The following is a 16667-nucleotide window of genomic DNA, read 5'->3' as shown; positions in this document are numbered from 1 at the left end:
GCCACGGCGGCCCGCCGGGCATCTCGCGGCAGCGGAAGGCAGGAGGCAACCGGGTGCTGGTGGCGGATCGGTACCGGCTGGACGCGGCGATCGGCCGGGGCGGCATGGGGGAGGTCTGGCGCGGTCACGACCAGGTGCTGGGCCGCCCGGTGGCCGTGAAGCTCATGCTCGCCGCCGACTCGGACCCGGAGGCGGCCGCCAGGTTCCGGCTGGAGGCGCAGACCGCGGCCCGGCTGCACCACCCGCAAGTGGTCACCGTCTTTGACTTCGGCGCCTGGCAGGACCGTTTCTTCCTGGTGATGGAGCTGGTGGAGGGGCGCAGCCTGGCCCAGGAGCTGGAGGCGCTGGGCCCGCTGGCGGTGGACCGGGTGGCGGCGGTCGCCGCCCAGACCGCCGCCGGACTGGCCGCCGCGCACCGGCAGGGGGTCATCCACCGGGACATCAAGCCGGGCAACCTGATCCGGGGCGCCGACGACGCGGTCAAGATCGCCGACTTCGGCATCGCCCGCTTCGCCGACGACGCCTCGGCCGCGCTCACCGGCGTCGGCCAGATCGTGGGCACCAGCCTCTACCTCGCCCCGGAACGGGCGCTGGGCAGCGCCGCCGGGCCGGGCTCGGACGTCTATGCGCTGGGGTGCGTGCTCTACCAGTTGCTGGTGGGGGAGCCGCCGTTCCAGTCCGACCACGCGGCGGCCGTCCTGCACCAGCATGTCGCCACGACGCCCGCGCCGCCGTCCTGGCGCTGCCCGCAGCTCCCGGGGGCGTTCGAGGAGTATCTGCTGCGGATGCTGGCCAAGCGGCCCGAGGAGCGTCCTGCCGCCCAGGAGGTGGCGGACTGGTTCGCCACCTCGGCCTGGCGGGGCGCTGCCGGGCCGGTCGCCGCCGGGGTCGCGGCGCCCGTCGCTGCGGCCCCCGCTCCGGCCGCCGCCGCACCGACCGTGTACGCGCTGCCGAGGACCGCGGCCTCGCCCGCCGCCTCCCGGCGCGCTCCGGCGGCGAGCGGCCGCCGGCGGTCGGCGAAGCCGGGGCGGCAGGGGAGCGCGGAGACCCTGCATCTGCGCTTCCGGGCGCTGATCCGGCGGCACAAGGTGATCACCATCGCCGTGGCCGGGGCGGTGGCCCTGGTGGTGTCGACACTGCTCAGCATGGCGGCCATCGGCCCCGGAAACTGAGCCGCCCCGACGGCTGAGCGGCACCGCCGGTTGCAGGCGTGGCGGGAGTCCGGCCTCGGGGCGCGCGATGACATCGACCAGCTCGAAGGGCGCACGACCGACCTCGAACAGGAGGTTGTCACCCGGGCGCGTCAGCCCTCGACTTTCGACGTTTCGGCAGGCCTGATGCGGTCAGGCAGCGGTGTCGAGTTCTGCCTGGGCCGGGCCTGTTGGACCGTGCGGATTTCGGCGTCGGTGGGTGCGAGCTGGTCGGTGGGTGAAAATCGGGGCCGCCTCCAGCGCGCGGTCCCAGTCCGGGGCGAAGGCGCACGACCCGTGCGGGGCCCGGTGGTAACGGCCGCGGAAGCAACGACAACGCTGGTCGTCGGGTTGCGGGCTCACTGGCTCGTCAGTGGTCGGAGGAAGTGGGCGACCTCGGTGTGGCGGAAGTGCTCGGCCCAGCCCAGCGGTGTGTTGCCGAACCGGGTGTCGCGGATGTTCGGGTCGGCTCCCAGACCGATCAGGAGGCGCGCGCCGGTCACGTCGTCAGCGGCCGCTGCCTGGTGCAGCGGGGTCTCCCATGGCTGTTCAAGGGGGGCGTCGCCGCGGCCCAGCGCGTTGACGTCGAACCCCAGTTCCGCCAGGAGCGGGACGGCACGCCAGGAACGGCGGGCCGCCGCCCACACGATCAGCCCGGGCCGCTGCCGGCGTGCGGTGCCGGCGTGCCCGCGCAACCGCTCGACGGTTGCGCAGTCGCCTGCCAGGGCTGCGGCGATGAGTGCGTCCACGCCGTCGGCCGTTGACCAGGGAGCGCCGTACGCACCCAGGTACTCCAGCACCTGGGTGCTGCCGCACAGCGCGGCCAGGCGTGCCGGTGTGCTGCCGTTCCAGACTCGCAGGTGGGCCGGGCTGCCGTCCGGGATGCGGAACACAGCACGCAGGTCGGCGCATTCGGCGAGCAGCCGTACCCGATCGGCGAGGTCATGGGCGACCGCCCACCAGAGTTGACCGGCGATCAGGTCGGCGGGGCGGGGAATCGCGTCGCCCAGCCGTGTCCGCCACGGGCCGCCGCCGTGTCCGAGCCCGTGGTCGATCAGCAGGCGGAGGTGGTCGTCGTCCGAGCCGAACTGGCGGTTGTACAGCGCTTGGGCGTCGTTGGGATCGGCGCCGGCGGACAGGAGTGTGCGAGCCAGCGCGTCGGCCGCCGGGTGGGCCGGCTGTCCGCGCTCGCCGCCACCCAGCGCACCGGCCAGCGCGGTGAAAGGTGAGGTCAAGCCGTGCCACAGATAGCCGGCGTTCGGGTCGGCGCCGTGATCGAGCAACATGCGGGCGGCCCGGACGACCGCGTCCGCAGGGATGGTGGGGGCGTGCCGCGCGTATGCGAGGTACAGGATGGGCTCCCATGCGAACGGCCCGCCCTCGGCGGCGGCCAGCGTCGGATCCGCGGCGAGCAGGCCGGCGAGTGCGTCGATGTCGGCCGCTGCTGCCGCCGCGTGCACCGAGGTGGTGGTGAGCCCGGGGTGGGCGGCGAGCAGCGCGGCGGCCCGCCTCCAGCGGGCCGGTTCGTCGTCGTGGCCGTACCGCAGACAGGCCAGCAACAGGAACTCGTCGGCGTGCGAGGTCGCCGTGTCGACCTGGTCCGGAACACGGCGATAGCGCTGGATGGTCTGGACGTGCCGCTTGAGCGCCGCCCACGACGGGAAACCGTGACGGCGGGCGATGACCAGTTGCGCACCGGCCAATGACGGCGGGTGCGGGCCGTCCGGGTGGTGGGCGCCCACCAGGGCCAGCGCATCCGAAGTGCCGGACCTGGCTTGGTCGCGAAGGTCCTTCGCCTGCTTGCGCAACTGCTCGAAGCTCGGGTCGTCGGGAAGACGAACGGTCGCCACGGCGACCTCCTTCCATGGCCCGCGGTCCGCTACGCCGGGCTGAAAGGAGGTACGGGGCCATGCCGATGGCGCACGCACAGCCGGGTGGGCTCGGCCCTCTCCGCGGACGGGTGGCGCCCCGGGGCGCCACGCCGAGTGTAGCCGGGGCGTCGTCATCGGGGTGACCGCCTCGCCGACGCCGCCCGGCGGTGAGGACGCCGAGGCCGTACGCCGGCCCGGTCACTGCATGCGCTGCCCCCTGCACGCACATCGATCCCCAGGGTGCCGGCGGCCTCTGCGCCCTGCGACCGCCGAGCGGCGGCCCACCGGCGCCGACTCCAGGTCCTGAACGAGGTGACGCACAGCACACCGGCAGATCCATCTGCAGGGATGGTTGCCTAGGGCAACCACTGATAAGGTTGCCTCAGGCAATCATCAGTGGAGATGTATCGATGTCGAGAAAGCGGGCCCTGTCGGAGCTGTCCGACGATCTCAGAGGCGTCACCCTGCTCCTCCGCCGCGGCGACCGGACGGTCCCCGTGCAGACCAGGGCGGCCGTCGCCATGCTCGCCACCCTCTGCAGGCAGGGCGAGATGCGGATGGTCGAGCTCTCCGAGTGCCTGCTCCTCGACATGTCCGTGGTCAGCCGCCGGCTGGCCCACCTGGAGGAGTTCGGCCTCGCCGTCCGCCGGCCGAACCCCGCGGACGGCCGCTCCTGCCTGATCAGCGCGACCCGGGCCGGCCGCCGGATGGTCGCCGACGCGCGGCGCGCCCGGGCGGTGCAGCTGGCCGACGCCACCGACGGCTGGGACGACACCGACCTGGACAGCCTCGCCCGACTGCTCCGCCGGCTCCACACGGACCTGGGACTCCTCCCCCCGCAGGCCGGCGCCGGACACGGGCCGGACTGGACCCCGACCGCCGAACCTCCGTACACCACCGCATCACCGGCCGCGCCCAGCGCGGCACGAAGGGAATCCTGACGTGGCACAGCAGCCAGCCACCGCTCCCGCAGGAACGGGAGATCCGGGCGCCCCGGCGCCTATGACGCACCGTCAGATCATGGAGGCGCTCTCCGGACTCCTGCTCGGCCTCTTTGTGGCGATCCTGTCCAGCACCGTGGTCTCCAACGCGCTGCCCCGCATCGTCACGGCCCTGCACGGCAGCCAGTCCGCCTACACCTGGGTGGTCACCGCCACCCTGCTGGCCACCACCGTCTCCACCCCGATCTGGGGCAAGCTCGCCGACCTGACCAGCAAGAAGCTGCTGATCCAGCTCTCCCTGGGCGTCTACATCGTGGGCTCGGCGCTGGCCGGCCTGTCGCAGAACACCAGCATGCTGATCGCCTGCCGGGTGGTGCAGGGTCTGGGCGCCGGCGGTCTCACGGCGCTGTCCCAGGTCATCCTGGCCACCATGATCCCGCCGCGTGAGCGGGGCAAGTACAACGGCTACCTCGGCGCGGTGATGGCCGTCGGGACCATCGGCGGTCCGCTCCTCGGCGGTGTCATCGTGGACACCTCCTGGCTCGGCTGGCGCTGGTGCTTCTACGTCGGCGTCCCCTTCGCCGCCCTCGCCCTGATCGTGCTGCAGCGCACCCTGAAGCTGCCGGTGGTCAGGCGCCGGGTCCAGGTCGACTACCTGGGCGCCGTGCTGGTCAGCGCGGCCGTCAGCCTGCTGCTGATCTGGGTCTCGCTGGCTGGCGACAGCTTCGCCTGGGGCTCCTGGCAGACCGCCGTCATGGTGGGTGGCGCGCTGCTGCTGGGCGTGGTGTTCGTCCTGGTGGAGACCAGGGCCGCGGAGCCGATCATCCCGATGCACCTGTTCCGCGGGCGGACCGTCACCCTGGCGGTGCTCGCCAGCCTCGCGGTCGGTACCGCGATGTTCGGCGCCACGGTCTTCCTCAGCCAGTACTACCAGATCAGCCGCGGCAAGTCGCCGACGGTCTCCGGCCTGATGACGCTGCCGATGATCGCCGGACTCTTCCTCTCCTCCACGCTCGTCGGCCGTCTGATCACCTCCACCGGCCGCTGGAAGCGCTACATGGTGCTCGGCGGTGTGCTGCTCACCGCGGGCTTCGCCCTGATGGGCACGGTACGCGCGGACACCTCGTTCGTGCTGCTGGGCGTCTACATGTTCCTCGTCGGCTGCGGCGTCGGCATGACGATGCAGAACCTGGTCCTGGCCGTGCAGAACACCGTGCCCATGCACGAACTGGGCGCCGCCAGCTCCGTGGTGTCCTTCTTCCGCAGCCTGGGCGGTGCCATCGGGGTCTCCGCGCTCGGCGCCGTGCTCGCGGCCAAGGTCAAGACCTACACCGCGGACGGCCTGACCGCCCTCGGCGTCCACACCGGCGGCGGCAGCGGCTCGCTGCCGGACGTGCACACCCTGCCCGCACCGATCGCCCATGTGGTCGAGACCGCGTACGGGCACGCCTCCGGCGACATCTTCCTGATCGCCGCGCCGATCGCGCTGCTGGGTCTGGTGGCCATCGCCTTCATCCGCGAGGTGCCGCTGCGCACCGGGCAGTCGGACTCCAAGCCGGCCGACCGCGCCACCCCCGCACCGGTGCCCGCCGGCTGACGGGACGCCATCCTCGGCGGCCCTGTGGCCGGGGACAGGCCGGGCCGCCGACCGGCGCACCGGAGGGCATACGGTGCGCCGAAGGGCCGGGACCGGACGTGATCACGTCCGGTCCCGGCCCTCTGCCGTCGTCCTCTCAGGGCTGCGGTTCCCCGGTGTGTGCCGCCAGCGCGGCGGCGGCCTCCCCGAGCGCCGCGACCAGCTCCCCGGCCCGGGGCCCCGCCGCGCCCAGCAGCTCGTGCAGCAGCGGGGTGGCGTCGACCGCCGGTACCGAGGTCGCCAGCTCCCTGAGCCGCGCCGTGGTGGAGACCAGGTTGCGCCGCCGGTCCCGGGGGTCGGGCACGACCTCCAGCAGCCCCCGCTCACGCAGCTCGGCCACCACGGTGGAGATCCGGCTCTGTGCGAACCCGCACCGCCGGGCCAGCTCGCCCACCGCCAGCCCGTCCTCATCGTGCAGGCAGCGCAGCACCACCAGCTCGGTCGGTGACAGCGGTACCGAGCCGGTGGGCTGCATGGCGTGCACGGCCGCGGCGGACAGGGCCCGCCCGAAGAGATGCAGTTCGGCGAGGTTCATGACGCCAGTCTGCTGGGTGGGCGCAGGCTCAGCTTGCGGAGCCCACGTCCTCGGCCAGCGCCTGCTGCTCCAGCCGGTCCTGCTCCGCCCGGTCCGGGGCGTGGCCGGCCGCCTCGGCGGCCTGCGCCCGCTCGGCGTCCGCCAGCAGCGAGTGGCCGGTGGCCAGTACGCCGATGCCGATCGCCACCGCGACCGCGCCGACGTAGAACGGCGCATGGACGCCGTTGTGCTCGGCGATCTTGCCGGCCGCGTACGGAGCCAGGCCGCCACCGATGAAGCGGACGAACCCGTAGGCGGACGAGGCGGTGGGGCGCTCCACGGGGGAGACCGTCATCACCGCCTGGGTGGTGATGGTGTTGTTGATGCCGATGAAGGCGCCGGCCACGATCACCGCGGTGACCAGCGTCGCCCGGGAGTCGGTGAACAGCGCGATCACCAGGATGTCCAGGGCGAACAGCGCCAGGTTGAGGTAGAGGGTGCGGGCGATGCCGAAGCGGGCCTGCAGCCAGGGGGCGCCGAAGACGGAGAAGAAGGCCACCAGCACGCCCCAGCCGGTGAAGACATAGCCGAGCTGGTGGGTGCCCAGGCCCATCGGGTAGGGCGCGTAGCCCAGCACCGTGAAGAAGCCCCAGTTGTAGCAGAGTGCGGTCAGGCCCATGGTGAGCAGACCGCGGTGGCGCAGCGCCTTCAGCGGGTCCAGCACCGAGGCCCGCCGGGCCGGTGCGGGGGTGGGCTGCACCAGGACAACGGTGGCGACCAGGGCTGTTGCCATCAGCACGGCGACGCCGAAGAAGGGGCCGCGCCAGCTGATCGAGCCCAGCTCGCCGCCGAGCAGCGGGCCCACCGCGATGCCGACGCCCAGTGCGGTCTCGTAGAGGATGATGGCGCCCGAGAAGCCGCCGCTGGCCGAGCCCACGATGACCGCCAGCGAGGTGGCGATGAACAGGGCGTTGCCCAGCCCCCAGCCGGCCCGGAAGCCGACGATGCTGTTGATGCTGCCGGAGGACCCGGCCAGTGCGCTGAAGACCACGATCAGGGCCAGGCCGGCGATCAGGGTGCGCTTGGCGCCTATCCGGCTGGAGACGAAGCCGGTGACCAGCATGGCGACTGCGGTGACCACCAGGTAGCTGGTGAACAGCAGGGACACCTGGCTGGGGGTGGCGTGCAGCTGGGAGGAGAGGGCGGGCAGGATCGGGTCGACCAGGCCGATCCCCATGAAGGAGATCACACAGGCGAAGGCCACGGCCCAGACGGCTTTGGGTTGCCGGAAGGGGTTGGGTGCTCCGGGGTGAACGGACATGGGGGAACTCCAGACTCGAGTGCTGTGTGACGCCTCGTCAGTCGACCGGACGGCGGTCCGCCGCCGGGAGGCCGGCCTCGGCCGCCGCGGCCACCAGCCGTTCCAGGGCGGGCAGCGCTCCGGCGGCCGCGGCCGCCAGCGCCTGCCGGTCCTCGTCGGGCAGTGCCGCGAGCAGTGCCGCCAGGCGCTCGGTGCGCGCCTGGCGGCGGTCGGCCAGCAGCTCCCTTCCGGCGTCGGTGACGGCCACCAGGACCACCCGGCGGTCCGCCGGATCGCTGGTGCGCCGCACCAGGCCCTGCCGCTCCAGGCGCTGGACCAGCTGGGTCATCGACGGCTGGCTGACCCCCTCGTCGGTGGCGAGGGCGGTCAGCCGGGCGGGGCCGCCGCGGGCCAGCCGGCCGAGGGTGGAGGCCGTGGTGAAGCTGATGTCCCGGGGCGTCAGATGGCGTACTGCGAGGACCGCCAGCTGCTCCAGGAAGGCGGCGGTCTGGTCACCGTTCGGCTGGGCGTCACTCATGGCGGGTTTATATCACGCACCTATATAGGGTGACTATGCTTATCTTCCGCCGACCGGCGCAGCCCCCCGCACCGCTGCCCGGTGACGGCGGGCCGGGGGTTCACCCAGGGAGAACGTGCCGTTCCGCCGGTGCCGCCGGGCCCCTATCATCACTGCGGCAGCCATGCGCCACCGTCCTCCGGGAGGCGAAGTGAGCGAGCAGTCGTCCGGCGAAGGCACGATCGAGGACTACGGCTACGCCCAGGAGCTGCAACGCTCACTGGGCTTCCGCGACCTGCTGGTCTACGGACTGGTGTTCATGGTGCCGATCGCGCCGTTCGGCATCTTCGGCGGCGTCTTCGCAGGCTCCGGGGGCATGGTCGCCCTGGCGTACGCGGTGGGCATGCTGGCCATGATGTTCACCGCCGCCTCCTACGCGCAGATGTCCCGGGCCTTCCCCATGGCCGGGTCGGTCTACAGCTACGCGGGGCGCGGCATCGCGGCACCGGTCGGCTTTCTCGCGGGCTGGATGATCCTGCTGGACTACGTCCTCGTCCCCGCGCTGCTCTATCTGATCGCCGCCGTGGCCATGCACTCGCTGGTCGGCTCGGTCCCGGTGTGGCTGTGGCTGCTGGGCTTCGTCCTGCTGAACACCGCCGTCAACTACCTCGGCATCACCATGACCGCCCGGATCAACAAGGTGATGCTGGCCGCCGAACTGGCCGTGCTGGCCGTCTTCCTGACCGTCGGCGTCATCGCCCTCGCCCAGGGCAAGGGCAACGGCTTCAGCCTCCATGCCTTCTACGACCACCGCACCTTCTCCTGGTCGCTGGTCTTCGGGGCGGTCTCCATCGCCGTCCTCAGCTTCCTCGGCTTCGACGGCATCTCCACCCTCGCCGAGGAGAACCGGGAGTCGGCCCGCGCCATCGGACGCTCCATGGCCGCCGCACTGGGCCTCGCCGGACTGCTCTTCATCGCCCAGACCTGGGTGGCGGCCATGCTGGTACCGCACCCCGCCCGGCTGATCAGCGACGGCGACCCGGACGGCACCGCCTTCTACGACGCCGCGCGGGCCGCCGGAGGCGCCTGGCTGGGCACCCTCAGCGCACTGGCCACCGCCGTCGCCTGGGGATTCGCCAACTCCCTGGTCGCCCAGGCCGCCACCTCGCGACTGCTCTACGCCATGGCCCGTGACCGCCGGCTGCCCGCCTTCCTCGCCCGGGTCGACCCCCGTCGCAAGGTCCCGGTGAACGCCACCCTGCTGGTCGCCGCCGTCTCCCTGGGACTGGGCCTGTGGATGGACTCCCGTTCCGACGGCATCACCCTGCTCGGCTCACTGGTCAACTTCGGTGCGCTGACGGCGTTTCTGGTGCTCCATGTCACGGTGGTGGTCCACTACGTGGTACGCGGCGGGAGCCGGGACTGGTGGCGTCATCTGCTGGCCCCGGCCGTCGGCTTCGCCATCCTGGTGTACGTGGTGGTCAACGCCAAGGTGGCGGCCCAGCGGCTGGGCTTCCTCTGGCTGGCCGCCGGAGTGGCCGTCCTGCTGGTGCTGCTCGCCACCGGGCGCCGGCCCGACCTGGAGACCACTGCCGTCCACGCAACGAAGGAGCAGCCTTGAGTGACCTCGACGTGGTCCGCCTGGACCCCGCGCCCGACCGCTTCTGCTACGCCTTCGGCGGCCGGCAGCCCGTCCTGCGGGTGCGGCCCGGCACCGTGGTCGAGCTCTTCACCGAGGACTGCTTCGGCGGGCTGGTGCGCTCCACCTCCGACCTGCCCAGCCAGGTCTGCACCTTTCCGTACCTCAACCCGGTGACCGGCCCCATCCATGTGGAGGGCGCCGAACCCGGGGACACCCTGGCCGTGCACTTCGCCGACATCGCCCCCGCCCGCGACCAGGCGTTCTCCGCCACCTTCCCGCACTTCGGCGCGCTGACCGCCACCCATGCCACGGCGATGCTGCACGAGCCGCTGGAGGAGGTGGTCTGGGTCTACGAGATCGACCGTGCCCGGCGCACCTGCCGGTTCCGCCCCCGGTTCGACGGCACCGGGCCGGAGGTCGAACTGCCGCTGGACCCCATGCACGGCACCGTGGGCGTCGCCCCGGCCGCCGGCGAGGTCGTCATGAGCATCACCCCGGGCGCCCACGGCGGCAACATGGACACCCCGGAGCTGCGCGCCGGCACCACCCTCTATCTCGGTGTCAACGTCCCCGGCGCGGCGCTCTCCCTGGGCGACGGCCACTGCCGGCAGGGCGAGGGCGAGGTCTGCGGCACCGCCGTGGAGTCCGCGATGAACACCGCCGTGGTCATCGACCTGATCAAGGGCGGCGCCCCGGCCTGGCCCCGGATCGAGTCCGACGCCTTCCTGATGTCCACCGGCTCCACCCGCCCCCTGGAGGACGCCTACCGCATCAGCCAGCACGACCTGGTCGGCTGGACCGCCGGGCTGACCGGCCTGCACCGGCTGGACGCCTACCAGCTGGTCAGCCAGGCCGGGCTGGCCCCCGCGGGCAATGTGGTGGACACCAACTACACCATGGTGGCCAAGCTCCCCAAGACCGTCCTCGGCGGCACCCGGGCCTACGACGGGCTGCACGACGCCCTCCGCGAACGGGCCGCCGAGTACCTGCGGCAGCGCTGAGCCGGCCCGGCCCAAGGCAAAAGCAGTTGCCGGGGTTTGTAACGTCTTCCCTGTGACGGACATCGACGGCCTGCTCGCGGCCTATGACGAGCAGATGCGCGGAGCAGCGCCCACCCCGCCGGCCGGGGCCCGCTACGAACAGGACGGGCCGCTGCTGCGTATCGTCGGCCAGTTCCGCGGCCTGGTCACCGGCCCCGCCGACCTGGGCGTGGGCGGCGCCGCGCTCGACGGGCTGATCGCCCGTCAGCGCGACTACTTCGCGGCGCGGGGGGAGGCGGTGGAGTGGAAGGTCCGGGGCCACGACCGGCCGGCCGACCTCACCGACCGGCTGCGGGCCGCGGGCTTCGTCCCCGAGGCCCAGGAGACCGTCCTGATCGGCCGCGCCGACGAGCTGGCCGCGGAGCCCGTCCTGCCGGACGGCGTCGTACTGCGCCAGGTCACCGAGGACCGGGACATGCGCCGGATCGCCGCCCTGGAGTCGGCCGTCTGGGGCATGGAGATGAGCTGGCTCGGTGACGACCTGTCAGCCCGGATCTCCGCGTCCCCCGACCAGATCGCCGTGCTGGTCGCCGAGGCCGGGGACGAGGTGGTCTGCGCCGCCTGGCTGGTGCTGCGGGCGGGGACGGAGTTCGCCGGCCTGTGGGGCGGCTCCACACTGCCCGCCTGGCGGGGCAGGGGGATCTACCGGGCGACGGTCGCCGCCCGCGCCCGGCTCGCCCTCGCCCGCGGGGTCACCTGGCTCCAGGTGGACGCCTCCGACGACAGCAGCCCCATCCTGCGCCGGCTGGGCTTCCACGCCGTGACCACCACCACCCCCTACGTCTGGACGCCGCCGCAGCCGTGAGGGGCGGTGGCGGCCGGCTCAGCAGAGGATGCCCAGCGCTCCGGGCAGCACCCGGGCGGTCACCGGGAGCACGGCGTCGACCTCGCCGTCCAGGCCGTAGGGGAGCGGGCGGTCGGCCTCGATGCGGACCTCCCGGCCGCGCAGCACCTCCACCTGGGGGCGCCTGGTGTGGGTGCCCGACTTGAGCTCGTTCATCACCGAGAAGAAGAGCAGCCGGGAGGTCTCCCGGATGACGACCACGTCCAGCAGGCCGTCGTCGACCCTGGCGTCGGGGGCGATGCGGCGCCCGAAGCCGTAGAAGGCGGAGTTGGCGGCGACCACGGTGAAGCCGCGCCGTTCGTGCAGGATGCCGTCCAGGGTGATCCGGTAGTCGGCGTGCCGCCAGCCGAGGACGGCCCGCAGGCCGCCGAGGTAGTAGGAGGCGGCGCCGCGCAGCAGCCGGGTCTCGTTGGCGTAGCGGTTGGCCAGGGCGTCCACCCCGGCGTACACACTGCCCAGTCCGGCCGTCGGCGGGCGGCCGGGGGAGCTGACCTCCACGGCGTCGATCCGCCGGGGTTCGCCGTGCAGCAGCACCCGGGCGAGGTCGTCGGCGGCGGTGGGCAGCTCCAGGGCGCGTGCGAAGTCGTTCCCGCGGCCGGCCGGGACCAGCCCGAGCAGGGCGTCCGTACCCACCAGCGCGCCGCCGACGCAGCCGGCCATGCCGTCGCCGCCGACGGCGAGCACCACCCGGCCCCGGCCGGCGGCCTGCCGGGCCACCTCCCGGGCGTGGTGCAGGCCGCGGCTGTACTCGACCTCGACGTCGGCACCGGCGCCGCGCAGCAGCGCGGCGAGCGGGAGCAGCGCCGCCGCCCCGGTGGACCCGCCCGCGGTGGGGTTGACGACGGCGGTGAGCTGTCGCATGGCGTGTGCCTCCAAAGGCGGTGGGCGGGCGGCGGCGGGGGGGTGGCGGCGGGTCAGCGGGACGGGAGCAGGACGCCGGGGTTGAGGATCCCGGCGGGGTCGAGCACGGCCTTGACGGCGCGCAGCGCCGCCACCCCCAGCGGGCCGACCTCCTGGGTGTACCACGTCCGGTGGTCGGTGCCCACGCCGTGGTGGTGGCTGATGGTGCCGCCGGCCGCCGCGATGGCGTCGCAGGCGGCGGCCTTGGCGGGGGCCCAGTGGGCGACCGGGTCCTCGCCCTGGGCCGAGACCACGGTGAAGTAGAGCGAGGCCCCGGTGGGGTAGACGTGGGAGATGTGGCACATCACCAGCGGCGGGGTGCCGGCCGCGGTGAGGGTCTCGGTGAGGGCCCGCTGCACGGCGTCGCGGAGGGCCGGAACGGCGGACCAGAAGGCGGCGGTCTCCAGGGTCTCGGCGAAGGCACCGGCGTTGAGCAGGGCGTCGCGCAGATAGGGCGCGGAGTAGCGCCCCCGGGCCCAGTGCTCGCCCGGGGCCTCGCCCAGCGGTTCGCCGCCGCAGTCGAGCAGCACGGCCCGGGCCTGCTCGCGGCGCCGGGCGGTCTCCTCGGCGGTGCCCTCGAACCCGGTGACGGCCAGGCAGCCGCCCGCCGCCGGGCCCCCGTCGGCCGTACCGATGGCGTCCGGCCGGGCCAGGCCGACCATGGTCTCGGTCTCGTCGGAGAGCCGCAGCACGGTCGGCAGCGGACCGTCCTGGGCGAGCCGGCGCAGCGCCGCCGCGCCCGCGTCGAAGGACGGGAACCGCCACCCCTCGTAGACCCTGCTCTCGGGCAGCGGGTGGATCCTTACGGTCACCGAGGTGATCACGCCCAGGGTGCCCTCCGAGCCCAGCACCAGCTGGCGCAGGTCGGGCCCGGCGGCGGAGCGCGGCGCCCGGCCGAGGTCCAGCGTCCCCTCGGGGGTGGCGACGGTGAGGCCGACGACCATCTCGTCGAACCGGCCGTACCCGGCGGAGGCCTGGCCGCTGGAGCGGGCCGCCGCGAACCCGCCGACGGTGGCCCACTCGAAGGACTGCGGGAAGTGCCCCAGGGTGAAGCCCTGGGCGGCCAGCAGCGCCTCGGCCTCGGGCCCGCGCAGGCCGGGCTGGAGGGTGGCGGTGCGGGAGACCGTGTCCAGGGCGGTGAGCCGGCGCAGCCGGCGCAGGTCCAGGGCGACGAAGCAGCCGTCGGCCTCGGGGGCGAGGCCGCCGACGACCGAGGTGCCGCCGCCGAAGGGGACCACCGCGACGCGGTGGCGGGAACAGGCTCGCAGGACGGCCAGCACCTGGTCGTGGTCGGCGGGCAGCAGTACGGCGTCGGGGGCGGCGTCCAGCCGTCCGGCCCGGATCTCCAGCAGGTCCGGGGTGGACTTGCCGCGAGTGTGCCGGATGCGGCTCTCCGGGTCGGTGCGCAGCTGCTCCGGCCCGCCGACGGCCTCGGTGAGGGCGGCGAGCGCGGGGCCGGCCAGCCGGCTGGCGGGGACGGTGAGGGCGGACGGGTCGGCGGGCGGGGCGCTCACCGGCTTCACCCCGAGCAGGTCGCGCAGCAGGCCGGCCACCGGCTCGGGCAGCGGGGCCGCCTTGGCCGGGTCGCCCCAGCCGCTCCACAGCATCTCCAACGGAACGCACTCCCCTTCGCCCGACCGGCCTGTGCGTTACACTGTGACACATGACGCCGATTCGTCACAATGGAATGGACGACGATGCCGTGCTGGACGCGGCCCGCGCGTGCGTGCTCGCGGTGGGGGTGCGGCGGACCACCCTCACCGACGTGGCCCGCCGCGCAGGCGTCTCCCGGATGACCCTCTACCGGCGCTGGCCCGACGTGCGCACCGTGGTCGGCGATCTGATGACCCGTGAGTGGATCGCCGTCGCCCTCGGCGCAGCACCGCCCCGCGACCCCGCCCGCCCGGCCCGGGAACGGCTGGTCGAGGGCCTGGTCGCCGGAGTGCGGGCGTTCCGCGACCACCCGCTGTTCCGCAAGATCCTGGACGTCGACCCCGAACTGCTGCTGCCCTACGTCCTGGACCGGCGCGGCGCCAGCCAGGACGCCCTGCTGGAGTTCCTCGCCGACGCCCTGCGCGAGGGGCACACCGACGGCTCCGTACGGCAGGACCACCCCGTCCGCCAGGCCCGCGCCGTCCTGCTGGTCGCCCAGTCCTTCACCCTCTCGCTGCGCACCATGACCGACGACGCCGACTCCGGCCTCGACGCCGACGCCTTCCTCGGCGAGCTGAGGCACATCCTGGAGAGGACCCTGGCACCGTGAGCGCAACCCCCCGTACTCCGCACGCCTCCTCCCTCGGCGCGGCCCGGCGCGGCCGCGAACTGGCCGAACTGGCCGACGCTGCCGCCCCCGTGGACGTCCTGGTGGTCGGCCTCGGCGCGACCGGAGCCGGGGTCGCCCTGGACGCCGCCTCCCGCGGGCTGACCGTCGCCGCCGTGGATGCCCACGACCTGGCCTTCGGCACCTCCCGCTGGAGCTCCAAACTGATCCACGGCGGACTGCGCTACCTGGCCTCCGGGCAGCTGGACGTCGCCCGGGAGAGCGCGGTGGAACGCGGCGTCCTGATGGAGCGCACCGCCCCGCACCTGGTGCACGCCCAGCCCTTCGTGCTGCCGCTCACGCCGCTGGTCCCGCGCCGCAACGCCACCCTGGCCTGGAGCGGACTGCGGGCCGGCGACCTGCTGCGCGCCTCCGCCCGCACCGCCCGCGCCACCCTGCCGGGCCCGCGCCGCCTCTCCGCCGTCGAGACCCTGGAACTCGCCCCCGGCCTGCGCCCCTACGGGCTGCGCGGCGGACTGCTCTCCTGGGACGGCCAACTCGCCGACGACGCCCGCCTGGTGACCGCGATCGCCCGCACCGCCGCCGCCCACGGAGCCCGCGTGCTGACCCGGGTCCGGGCCCTCACCCTCGACGGCACCGGGGCGCTGGTGCGCGACGAACTGACCGGTGAGCAGCTGGAGATCAAGGCCCGCGCCGTGGTCAACGCGACCGGCGTCTGGGCCGGCACCCTGGCCGGCGACATCCGGCTGCGGCCCTCCCGGGGCACCCATCTGGTGCTGCGCTCCGAGGCCCTCGGCGGGATGCGCACCGGACTGCACATCCCCGTCCCCGGCGAGAGCGACCGCTTCGTGCTGGTGCTGCCGCAGGGCGACGGCCGGGTGTACGTGGGGCTGACCGACGAGCCGCTGGACGGGCCCGTCCCGGATGTCCCCAAGGTACCCGAGACCGACATCGGCTTCCTGCTGGACGTCCTCGGCTCGGCGCTGGACGTGCCGCTGCGCCGCGGCGACGTGGCAGGGGCGTTCGCCGGGCTGCGGCCGCTGCTGGACTCCGGCGGCGCGGACGGCGACCGCACCTCCGACCTCTCCCGCCGCCACGCCGTGCTGACCTCGCCAGACGGAGTGGTCACGGTGGTCGGCGGCAAGCTCACCACCTACCGCAGGATGGCCCAGGACGCGGTGGACGCCGTGGTCGCCGCCCGGGGGCTGTCCGCCGGGCCCTGCCGTACCGCCCGCCTGCCGCTGGTCGGCGCCGCCGCGCCGGGCACCCTGGCCGCGCTGGACGCCCCGCGCCGCCTGGTCCGCCGCTACGGCACCGAGGCGCCCGCGGTGCACGCCCTGGCCGTCGCCGACCCCGGTCTGGGACGGCCGGTGGTGCCCGGACTCGCCGTCACCGCGGCCGAGCTGGTCTGGGCCGTACGCCACGAAGGCGCGCTGGACGAGGCCGACCTGCTCGACCGGCGCACCCGGATCGGCCTGGTCCCTGCCGACCGCGATGCTGCGCTGGCCGCCGCGCGGGAGGCCCTGCGGGAGCTGCCCGCGCCCAGCAGCCCGCGCTGATCCGCGCCCGGCGGGCGCCGTCGAGGGGAGGGCGGGTTCAGTCGCCGCCCTCGTCCACCACGCCGTCCAGATAGACCCAGGCGCCCTCGTGGCGGACGAAGCGGCTGTTCTCATGGAGCTCGCCGCCCTGACCGCCCTGGGAGCAGTGGGCCCGGAACTCCACCGTGCCCTCGCTGTGGAACGGCCCCCCGTCGCTGCCGCCGAGAACCTCCAGCCGCAGCCAGCGCGTCCCCGCGTCCAGACCGAGGCGCTGCGGGCGGGTGCGGGGGTGCCAGCTGCGCAGCAGATAGGCCTCGTCGCCGACCGCGAAGGCGCTGTAGCGGGACCGCATCAGCTGCTCCGCCGTGGCCGCGGCCGCCTCTCCGCGGTGCAGCCGGCCGCAGCAGTCGGCATAGGAGGAGGGCAGACCGCAGGGGCACTGCTGCGGGGCGG

At 74.1% G+C, this 16667-nt stretch carries 15 protein-coding genes; 8 read left to right on the top strand and 7 right to left on the bottom strand.

Features of this window, described 5'->3' with window-relative positions; genetic code table 11:
* Nucleotides 1–53 precede the first annotated feature (53 nt).
* Complete coding sequence (locus AOK09_RS02480; RefSeq protein WP_079062665.1) at nucleotides 54–1172, top strand: serine/threonine-protein kinase; 1119 nt, start codon at nucleotides 54–56, stop codon at nucleotides 1170–1172.
* 377 nt (nucleotides 1173–1549) lie between these two features.
* Here AOK09_RS02480 and AOK09_RS02475 read toward each other — a convergent pair whose 3' ends face one another.
* A complete protein-coding gene (locus tag AOK09_RS02475) occupies nucleotides 1550–3040 on the bottom strand; it encodes an ankyrin repeat domain-containing protein (protein ID WP_055585422.1) in 1491 nt (496 codons plus the stop codon).
* A 431-nt stretch (nucleotides 3041–3471) separates the two neighbouring features.
* On the opposite strand from AOK09_RS02475, the gene AOK09_RS02470 reads away from it, so the two are divergent.
* Both AOK09_RS02470 and AOK09_RS02465 read left to right on the top strand, forming a co-directional pair.
* The gene (locus AOK09_RS02470) at nucleotides 3472–4002 is read left to right on the top strand and encodes a MarR family winged helix-turn-helix transcriptional regulator (protein WP_055585421.1); all 531 of its coding nucleotides are present in this window, start codon (nucleotides 3472–3474) and stop codon (nucleotides 4000–4002) included.
* Nucleotides 4003–4063: 61 nt separating this feature from the next.
* Nucleotides 4064–5599: an MDR family MFS transporter gene (locus AOK09_RS02465; protein WP_055585420.1), complete on the top strand. Its 1536-nt coding sequence runs from the start codon at nucleotides 4064–4066 to the stop codon at nucleotides 5597–5599.
* A gap of 136 nt (nucleotides 5600–5735) precedes the next feature.
* Here the strand turns inward: AOK09_RS02465 and AOK09_RS02460 are convergent, their stop codons facing one another.
* Genes AOK09_RS02460 through AOK09_RS02450 form a run of 3 tightly spaced genes read right to left on the bottom strand, consistent with a single transcriptional unit; the run spans nucleotide 5736 to nucleotide 7990 of the window.
* Complete coding sequence (locus tag AOK09_RS02460) at nucleotides 5736–6173, bottom strand: MarR family winged helix-turn-helix transcriptional regulator (protein ID WP_055585419.1); 438 nt, start codon at nucleotides 6171–6173, stop codon at nucleotides 5736–5738.
* 28 nt (nucleotides 6174–6201) lie between these two features.
* On the bottom strand, nucleotides 6202–7473 hold the full coding sequence (locus AOK09_RS02455; RefSeq protein ID WP_079062664.1) for an MFS transporter: 1272 nt from the start codon (nucleotides 7471–7473) through the stop codon (nucleotides 6202–6204).
* 37 nt (nucleotides 7474–7510) lie between these two features.
* Complete coding sequence (locus AOK09_RS02450) at nucleotides 7511–7990, bottom strand: MarR family winged helix-turn-helix transcriptional regulator (RefSeq protein WP_055585418.1); 480 nt, start codon at nucleotides 7988–7990, stop codon at nucleotides 7511–7513.
* Nucleotides 7991–8180: 190 nt separating this feature from the next.
* On the opposite strand from AOK09_RS02450, the gene AOK09_RS02445 reads away from it, so the two are divergent.
* From AOK09_RS02445 to AOK09_RS02435, 3 genes are read left to right on the top strand one after another with little or no spacing between them, the layout of a single operon-like run.
* On the top strand, nucleotides 8181–9590 hold the full coding sequence (locus AOK09_RS02445; protein ID WP_245687081.1) for an APC family permease: 1410 nt from the start codon (nucleotides 8181–8183) through the stop codon (nucleotides 9588–9590).
* A complete protein-coding gene (locus AOK09_RS02440) occupies nucleotides 9587–10612 on the top strand; it encodes an acetamidase/formamidase family protein (protein WP_055585416.1) in 1026 nt (341 codons plus the stop codon). The genes AOK09_RS02445 and AOK09_RS02440 overlap by 4 nt, the downstream gene beginning before the upstream one ends.
* 52 nt (nucleotides 10613–10664) lie before the next feature.
* On the top strand, nucleotides 10665–11456 hold the full coding sequence (locus AOK09_RS02435) for a GNAT family N-acetyltransferase (RefSeq protein WP_055585415.1): 792 nt from the start codon (nucleotides 10665–10667) through the stop codon (nucleotides 11454–11456).
* 18 nt (nucleotides 11457–11474) lie between these two features.
* Here the strand turns inward: AOK09_RS02435 and AOK09_RS02430 are convergent, their stop codons facing one another.
* Nucleotides 11475–12356 (bottom strand): diacylglycerol/lipid kinase family protein, encoded by an 882-nt coding sequence (locus AOK09_RS02430; RefSeq protein WP_055585414.1) that lies wholly within the window; start codon nucleotides 12354–12356, stop codon nucleotides 11475–11477.
* Between the two features lie 53 nt (nucleotides 12357–12409).
* Nucleotides 12410–14008 (bottom strand): FAD-binding oxidoreductase, encoded by a 1599-nt coding sequence (locus AOK09_RS02425; RefSeq protein WP_055585413.1) that lies wholly within the window; start codon nucleotides 14006–14008, stop codon nucleotides 12410–12412.
* A 50-nt stretch (nucleotides 14009–14058) separates the two neighbouring features.
* On the opposite strand from AOK09_RS02425, the gene AOK09_RS02420 reads away from it, so the two are divergent.
* Together AOK09_RS02420 and AOK09_RS02415 are read left to right on the top strand one after the other, a co-directional pair.
* Complete coding sequence (locus AOK09_RS02420) at nucleotides 14059–14658, top strand: TetR/AcrR family transcriptional regulator (RefSeq protein WP_055585412.1); 600 nt, start codon at nucleotides 14059–14061, stop codon at nucleotides 14656–14658.
* Entirely contained in the window at nucleotides 14655–16235 is a 1581-nt protein-coding gene (locus AOK09_RS02415) for a glycerol-3-phosphate dehydrogenase/oxidase (RefSeq protein WP_055585411.1), read from the top strand. Before AOK09_RS02420 ends, AOK09_RS02415 begins: the two co-directional genes overlap by 4 nt.
* A 37-nt stretch (nucleotides 16236–16272) precedes the next feature.
* Here the strand turns inward: AOK09_RS02415 and AOK09_RS02410 are convergent.
* Nucleotides 16273–16667, bottom strand: a 395-nt coding sequence (locus AOK09_RS02410; RefSeq protein ID WP_055585410.1) for a YchJ family protein, incomplete at its 5' end; no start/stop codon positions are given.

Origin of the sequence: Peterkaempfera griseoplana (genome assembly GCF_001418575.1) — a bacterium.
Lineage (GTDB): Bacteria > Actinomycetota > Actinomycetes > Streptomycetales > Streptomycetaceae > Peterkaempfera > Peterkaempfera griseoplana.
This window is presented reverse-complemented; position numbering and strand designations above follow the sequence as displayed.